General features: G+C 57.2%; 7 protein-coding genes. All 7 read left to right on the top strand.

Annotated elements, in window-relative coordinates:
* The coding region (locus HPY55_16200) for a hypothetical protein (protein NPV72149.1) at nt 1–208 on the top strand (208 nt) is incomplete at its 5' end.
* Nucleotides 209–380: 172 nt separating this feature from the next.
* Nucleotides 381–2,078 (top strand): IS1634 family transposase, encoded by a 1,698-nt coding sequence (locus HPY55_16195; protein NPV72148.1) that lies wholly within the window; start codon nt 381–383, stop codon nt 2,076–2,078.
* A 589-nt stretch (nt 2,079–2,667) separates the two neighbouring features.
* Complete coding sequence (locus HPY55_16190) at nt 2,668–3,075, top strand: transposase (protein ID NPV72147.1); 408 nt, start codon at nt 2,668–2,670, stop codon at nt 3,073–3,075.
* Nucleotides 3,062–3,676, top strand: a complete 615-nt coding sequence (locus tag HPY55_16185; protein NPV72146.1) for a hypothetical protein — start codon at nt 3,062–3,064, stop codon at nt 3,674–3,676. The genes HPY55_16190 and HPY55_16185 overlap by 14 nt, the downstream gene beginning before the upstream one ends.
* Nucleotides 3,677–3,965: 289 nt before the next feature.
* Nucleotides 3,966–5,177, top strand: a complete 1,212-nt coding sequence (locus tag HPY55_16180) for a hypothetical protein (GenBank protein ID NPV72145.1) — start codon at nt 3,966–3,968, stop codon at nt 5,175–5,177.
* Between the two features lie 37 nt (nt 5,178–5,214).
* Nucleotides 5,215–6,549, top strand: a complete 1,335-nt coding sequence (locus tag HPY55_16175) for an amidohydrolase family protein (protein NPV72144.1) — start codon at nt 5,215–5,217, stop codon at nt 6,547–6,549.
* Between the two features lie 21 nt (nt 6,550–6,570).
* Nucleotides 6,571–7,752 carry a M20 family metallopeptidase gene (locus HPY55_16170; GenBank protein ID NPV72143.1) on the top strand — a complete coding sequence of 394 codons (1,182 nt, stop codon included), beginning with the start codon at nt 6,571–6,573 and terminating at the stop codon, nt 7,750–7,752.
* The last annotated feature ends 183 nt before the right edge of the window (nt 7,753–7,935 follow it).

The raw sequence follows: 7,935 nt of genomic DNA, 5'->3' as shown, positions 1-7,935 counted from the left end.
GGTGAAACAGGCCCGAGGGTTAAGTCGTGCCCGGCTGAGGGGCAGGGACAACGTCTGGATTGAGGCCCTGATGGCGCTGGCCGCCCACAACGTGAGACAACTGGCCACGACCCTCCGTCGCAGGTCCATGGCCCAGGCCCTCCGCCTCGCCGCCGTGGCATCCCGGGTCTTCTCAACCGTCCTTCCGCCTGCTCTAAAGGTAGCTTAGTTTGGCAACAGGCCCGCGCCCGTTCTTCCTCTAGCCGGAAGTTCGCCATTTTGGAATGGGTCTCAAACCCCTGGTGGCAAGGGCTTAAGGCCACATCTGTTTTCCAGATGTAGCCAGTAGCATAGCTGTTAATACTATTGCCATAGCGATCCAATGATGGTATACGGTTACCATGAGGCAGAAGAAGGCTCCAGCCATTCACTTGGAAAAGGTACCCCACCGCGAAAAAGACAAGGTGTACTATTCCTGGCTCCTCCGCACCTCTTACCGCGAGGGTAGCAAGATCAAACACAAGACCATAGCCAACGTCTCCGACTTGTCCTCAGAAGCCCTGGAGATTCTGCGGAGGAGCCTGAAGGGCGAGAAGTTGGTACCTGCAGGAGATGGCTTCAAGATTCTCTCCTCCCGTTCCCATGGGGCTGTCCACGCAGTGCTCGCGACCATCCGTAAGATCGGCCTTGACCGGGTCCTTGTTTCGTACGATCAACCGTGGCGCAGGACCGCCCTGGCCATGATCGTAGCCCGCGTCTTGAAGCCGAGGTCGAAGCTATTCACCGCAAGCTGGTGGCAGCAGACCACACTTCCGGAGGAACTGGTGGACTTGCCCGGTGGCGGGAACGATCCGGATGATCTGTACGAGGCCATGGACATGCTTCTGGAGCGCCAGGAGGCCATCCAGGCAAAACTGGCGGAAAAGCACCTTCAGGACGGCTGCTTGGTCCTCTACGACCTTTCCTCGACTTACCTGGAGGGGGGGAAGTGCCCCTTGGCTGCTTTCGGCCACAACCGGGACGGGAAGAAGGGGAAGAAGCAGTTCACCTACGGGCTACTCACTAACCTGGATGGATGCCCAGTGGCGGTGGAAGTATTCCCTGGCAACACATCCGACCCCCTGACTCTTGGATCGCAAGTGCAACGGCTTAGGGAGCGGTACCACTTCCGGCGGGTTGTGGTGGTGGGAGACCGGGGTATGATCGCCAACACACGGATATCTGACATAGAGAAACTGGGTTACGGCTGGATTACTGCCCTTAAGGCGAGAGATATTCAGCGGCTGCGCCAGCAAGGCTGCATTCAGCTGACGTTATTTAGCGAGAAGAACCTGATGGAGATCGGCGATCCCGAACGGCCAGGGGAACGCTTGGTGGTATGTCGTAACCCCCTGGTTTCGGAAGAGCGTACCCGAAAGCGGGAAGAACTTCTGTTGTCTACCGAAAGAGACTTAGCCAAGATCAAGGAGCGGGTGGGCAAGGGGAAGCTGAAAGGGGCAGCCGATATCGGCCTGGCAGCCGGAAAGGTAGTCAACCGCTGGAAAGTAGCTAAGCATTTCCATCTTGAGATTGCCGACAACAGCTTCGACTACAAGCGCAAGGAGGAATCTATCGAGAAGTACCTGGATGGTGTCTATGTAATTCGCAGCAACGTACCGGCCCAAGAGTTGGGCGCAGAACAACTCGTGGACGGGTACAAAAGCCTGCAGCATGTAGAGCAGGCCTTCCGCAGCATGAAGACTTTCCACCTGGAAATCCGGCCTGTATATCATCGCTTGGCGGACCGGGTGCGGGCTCACACCTTCCTGTACATGCTCGCCTACTATGTCCTATGGCACATGCGCAAGAGTCTACGGCCGCTCTTGGATGACCGGGAGAAGCTCAGCCTGCAACTGCTTCTGGAGCAGCTCGGATCATTGCATCGCCACACGGTTGAGGTGGCCGGCCAGACCTTGACCAAACTGACCGAACCAAGCGAGAGGCAACAGCAGATATACCAGCTATTAGGTATTCGCTCACCGGCGCAGCCACGAAAACGAAAAGGCCGATGTGGAGAAAACCGCTCTACACCGGCCTTTCCTGCATCTCTCTTGTGGTGAACTTCCGTTTAGCAGGGTATAGGGAATAGAACTACACTAAGACCGTCCTCTCGCGGTTCTCCTCGGCCATCCTCCCCGTCGGGGTCACAATGACTCTCCTGACGAAGATGCGGATGGTCTCCCGGATCTGGTTGGGATCCACGTTGTCCAGGATCGTCGGTACGGCGCTCAGGAGAGCCGCCGACCGATCACGGGGGACGTACCGTCGTAGCGGGCGATCTCCGCCTCCACCGCGCTGTGTAGGGTTCGGCCCCCGCAGCCGACAACTTGGCCACGATGTCCTCCGCCTTGCTCAGGTACTTCTGCCACACCACACGAGACCTTCCGTCCACCCACCCCGTCTGCACCGCGTAGTAGTGGGCGTGTCCAGCTTATATACATTCTGCCGATCCAAAAGCCATTCGCTGCCCGCCAACTACAGGCCAGCCAGGATCAACCGTTAGGTAGTTTCTGCTGCAAAACCTGGGCATTGGACCTTGAAAAACGTCTGAGTAACAAGGGATTCCGGTGAGACCTATCTGAGGATGGTCGCCCTGAAGCACCAGTACGACCTCAGCGACCGGTAGTATGTGTTCTAGTCGACGACCGGATCAGTTGGCGCCGGTTATGTCGTTTCCCCTGGGACCAGCCCGTCCCTCACCCGAGCAGTCTGACCAAGATCCGCCAGCGTCTGGACGCTAACGGCGGTAATCATATGGCGCTCCTAAACGAGCATCGGGTTCGCAAGGCGAGTGAAGAAGGTCTGCTCAAAGCGCGCAAAGTAAGGGTTGATACGACCGCCGTCGAAGCCAACATCCATTACCCGACCGATGCCAGCCTGATTTACGTCGGGGTGCGGACTATCACTCGCCTGGTCAAGCAGGCACAAGCTCTGGGCATTGCTGCCGGTCACTATTTCCAGGACCGGACCCGTAGCCTCAAGAAGCGATTGCTGAGCATTACCAAAGTCCTGCGCCGCCGGACTGGCGAGGCGGTAAAGGGCGGTGGACCTCACTGACAGCACGCTCAAGGTGTGCGTCACGGCCGGATCCCAGATCGACGTGTATGGGACGCCTGGAAAGGACCTGGGTATCTTCTTGAACGGCCCTGAGATTCGCGTGTTCGGAAACGGCCAGGACAGCGTGGGGAATACCGTGAGCAGCGGCAGGATAATCGTTGACCGCTCGTGCGGTCACATGGCGGCCATGTCCGCCAGGGGTGGACGGCTCTTCATCCGCGGCAACGCCGGTCCCCGCGCTGCGGTTCACATGAAGCAGTTCGGCGCAAAGAAAGCGGTCGTCGTCATTGGGGGTTCCGCCGCTCCTTTCCTGGGTGAATACAGGGGCGGGGGAGTGGTAGTCGTGCTAAACATGGCGGGCGAATCGTGCGCGTCGTTTCCCGTTGAAACCATAGCCGCGGGCATCCACGGTGGGCTCGTGTTCCATCGCGGTCCGCTAGACCGCGACACGGTCTGGGGTGGCGCCCTGATCGACCACCCAACTCCGGACGAACAGAGTGAGCTCCGGAGTACATTTTTGGAGTACTGTGGTTGTTTTCCAGGCGTGTTCGACTTTGAATCGGTGTTCAATAGCAAATACGCCCCAACTCGAATTGCTTGAACTTACGTGATTTCTCTGCAGAATACCTGCCGTAAACACATTCCGATCGCCCAATTTATCTTGTGTAATTATTACAAATACGCGCCGCGTGTTTCAGCAACATTACCTAGAGGAAGTGCTCCTTTGCGGTGTAACATACAACAGCATAAGTCTTACAGTTTCTAACCGCACAACACAGGGCTGAATCGGTTACAAGCGGGGTAACGGGGGGTATGAAACGGCGGCGATGCCAACTTAGATGAGGTGTTTCCGAAGGGCAATCAAGGAAACGAGGAGGGAGGGATTTCTTATGAGTACGGCTACCGACCTCAAGCACGGCGTGGAGCGAGGGAAAGGACCGAGCCTTGGCGGGTTCGTCATTACGATTGGCGGCGCGGTTTTTCTGTACTGGTTCATGAATTCATTGCCTACAGTTGCTGGCTGGCTTCCATATAATGAGCTGGCAAAGAACGCAGCCGGCAACGCACTGTATCAACTGTTATGGCTCATTGGCGATACAACGGAGGCCCAATTCTATAAGAGCGTCCTTGGCGGGCTTGGACTGTTACTGTTTGCGTTCATCGCCTGGCAACTTGACGTGCGGGGTAGCAAGTGGGCCGGCTTCCGGATCTGCTACGGTACACGGCTGTGGCCCTGGGTACTTCTCAGCCAGAGCCTGGGCCTGTTCCTCTCCGTTGTAGGGTTCCGCTATATTCAGGTACTGAACACTACCGATGTGGGTTGGATTCCGACCTTTGTTCCTTTTGTAAGCACGCCTGTCGCGGTTGTGTTCGTCTACGGTGGCTCGTGGGCAGCTGCCCTTACTGGAGCTGTTCTCGGCGGTCTGATTGGCTTCCCCCTGGCCTGGTGGATCGATCTCCACATTTTACTCCCCACGAAGATGCCACTCGTGATTGCAAATGTGACCGCGATGTGGTTGGGCACCATCATTGTCCTGGAGATCTGCCGTTACCTCCCCTGGATGCGGCGGGTCACTGCAAAAGAGGAGACTCCGCCCCCCGCAGCGCCAGCCCGCGAGGAAACAGCCACATGGTTCATCCGCCGGGTGCTGGCCGATTTCACGGAAGCCCAGTTTTACGGCAATGAGTGGGCTAGCGTTGGAATTATCGGGGGCACCATAATCTCTTACATGCTCAATCCCGCACACCCTGCATATGGATCAAAGCTGTTCCCTGCCATATTGCTTTCGCAGGTCATCGCCTCAGCAACAGGGGTATTCCTTTATTTCCGGCATTGGAAGAAGGAAGGCTGGTATCCCACCTTTGTACCGGTTGTCAGCGTGGCGCCGGCGGTCGTGTTGATATTCGGCGGAACTCTTCCCGTCATCCTCGCAGGAGCCGTTCTGGGTGCGATCATGGGTCCGCCCCTGGCTCACATGGTGATAAAAAAGCTGCCGGATGGATGGCACCCTGTAATTGGTAACACATTTTCCATGGCGTTGACCACGGCGGTTGTTGTGATGATACTGAAGTGGCTGCCCGGGTTCGGCATGCCTTTGTAGGTTGAAAGGGGGAGCCAGTATGACTTACTGGACAAAAATGAACAAGCTTCCGGATATGATGGGATCGGCTCGTAACGGTTCGCTGCATGACCCGCTGACTCACATTAAGCCGACAGGGGCGTTAGTACTCAAGGGTGGAAGGGTAATTGATCCAAAAAATAAAGTGGACGCCGTGAAAGATATTTCGATTCGGGACGGGATGATCAGTAAGGTGGCGGACAGCATCATTCCGGAGAAGGGCGACCGCGTGATCGACGTCAACGGGCTGCTGGTTTTCCCAGGCCTAATTGACATGCACCTCCACGTGGGGGACCTTTTCGAGATCAGCACCGATCCCATTTACACTGCCGTCGCCGACGGCGTGACTATGGGTTTGAGCCCGGGTGCAGGTAACACCCTCATGGCTCCCTCCCTACTGGGGGCAGAGGTCGATCGAGGCCTGCCAATGCACGTCGGTGTTTACCTGGGTGCTGCCTGTGTTCTCGCCCCTCGCGCATCTGTGGAAGAGAAGATCGCCTTCTTTAGGGGAGAGCTGCCGTGGGAGGTGGGAGCGGTCAGTCTCAGCCGCAACCCCATCACAAACACTACCGGGATGCTTTGTGTGGGGATCAAGGATCATATGGGGCACTATATCCTGAGTGACGAATCCCTCGACGCAATATTCGAGATCAGCTCGAAAGCCAATCTGGTTTTCATGTCTCACACTCAGGACCCGGCTCATGCCGAGCGCCTGGTAGGCCTATCTAAAGGGCGCCCTCTTCACCTCGCGCATGCCACAGCAGCGGGTTGCGGTACGCATGCCGATGCGGTCGAGAGCATGCAGCGGGTGGTGGACCTGGTCAAGAAACCCGGGGTTACGGCCGAATTCGTTAGTACCCAGCTTCGCCCCGGCAAGGGGAGCAGGGAAGGATTGCTCTTACCCGAGAAGGCCCAGGAAGTAGCCTATGAAGCCCTAGCGAATGGCTTGGTCAAGGTAATGGTGTCGGACGGGCAGAACGACGCCACGATGAAAGGATTTGGCGACACCCGGGATAATGTGCCGGCCATCTTAGAGCTGGTCGAGATGAACGTACTCAATCTGCCGGAAGCGGTGGCCTTGATGACGACCAATCCTGCGGCCCTCTTTGCAGAGCGGACCGGGCAAGCGTGGTGGGTTGATAAGGTAGGTCACCTGGGCAAGGGGGCCTACGCCAACGTTACTGTGGTGGACCCGAGAGATAAGTTGGCCACCATTACCATCGTCAACGGTGTGATCGCAGGTTTCGAAGATCGGGCTGTCAGAGGTGCCTCCGGAGCGGGGGGCTGGGTGTCCAAGTGGGGCATTCTCAGCCGTACCGGAGTAGGGGACCTGGCAGTTTTCTCCTACGCATAATCAACGATGAGGACAGATAGTATGAGCGGACGGCCCCGGGTAAACCCGGAACAGGTAGTGGCGTTGACCCAGGAACTCGTGAGGATTCCCAGCCATAACCCGCCGGGAGGAGAGGAGCGCTGTGCTCGCTACTTGTCCTGGTGGCTAGAGGACCACGGGATTAGTAGCCAGGTGATCCCTGTAGCACCAGATAGGGCAAATGTTTTAGCCCGCATTCCCGGCGAGGGCCGGCGCCCAGGGGTGCTGTTGTGCGGGCACCTTGACACAGTACCGATCAGCGACGAGATGTGGCTGTGCGATCCATTTAGCGGCGAGGTCCGGGATGGCCGTCTCTATGGGCTTGGAGCCAGCGATATGAAAGGTGGCATTGCGGCCATGGCATGCGCCATGGCCGCAATCATGGCCCTCGGAGAGTCCTTGGCTGGTGACCTGGTAATGGCGCTCACGGCTGATGAAGAAGATACCTGCTTGGGTGCCCGGGAGATAGTCAGCAGGGGGTTACTGCCCACAGGGTTGGGAAGCCTGGTAATTGCTGAACCGACGGGGCTGCAGGTTGCGTCCTGCCACAAGGGCGCTTTGTGGCTTGAACTCGAGGTTCGCGGAAAGGCATCTCACGCTGCAATGCCCGACCTGGGAGTTAACGCTGTGTCACACATGGCACAATTGATTGGTGCGGTTGAGAGATATCGTCTCCCCTGCCCCCACCACAGGTTACTTGGCAGTGCGACGCTGGCAGTAACAACTGTCAAAGGCGGCCTAAAGGTTAACATCATTCCCGACTTTTGCAGGGCCACCGTTGATGTGCGCACCGTGCCCGGGTGCCTTCACAGTGACTTGCTTGTCGGACTGGAAAGGCTCCTGGATGAATTCAAGTCACATGCGTCTGAAGTAGAGGTCGGGACTCTCGTACTCAAGGATTATCCCGCTGTCGATACCTCTGTTGATGCACTATTAATCTCGGCCGCTCTTGACGCTGTGCGGATAGCACGGCCGGGTGCAGAGAGCAATTTCATCCCGGAGCCTTGCGGGATGCCCTATTATACGGATGCGTCCATTCTGGCACCGGCCACTGGTCTGCCTGTGGTCTTGTGTGGCCCCGGGGAGCCCGAGCAAGCTCATCATGCCGGTGAGTGGGTTGATACCGTTAAGCTAGCGCAGGCGACCAGCTTTTATGTTCAATTGGTGCGTTCTTTACTCTTATAAGAACAACGAATTCCTCATGTAGAGTCCTTTCCCCAAAACACGATGATGCCTGCACTTGCGTTTGTCAACGAGATTCTGATCCGCCGCGCTCGCGTGGGAGTGATCCACCGGTGCTCGCTTGAATGTGATCCACCCCTGAGAGATTGTACTCTGGTTCCTTGCGCCGCTGCTTGAGCCGGTACG

Source organism: Bacillota bacterium (assembly GCA_013178305.1).
GTDB lineage: Bacteria > Bacillota > Sulfobacillia > JABLXB01 > JABLXB01 > JABLXB01.
The sequence above is the reverse complement of the archived record's forward strand: the minus strand, read 5'-3'. Positions and strand labels throughout refer to the sequence as shown.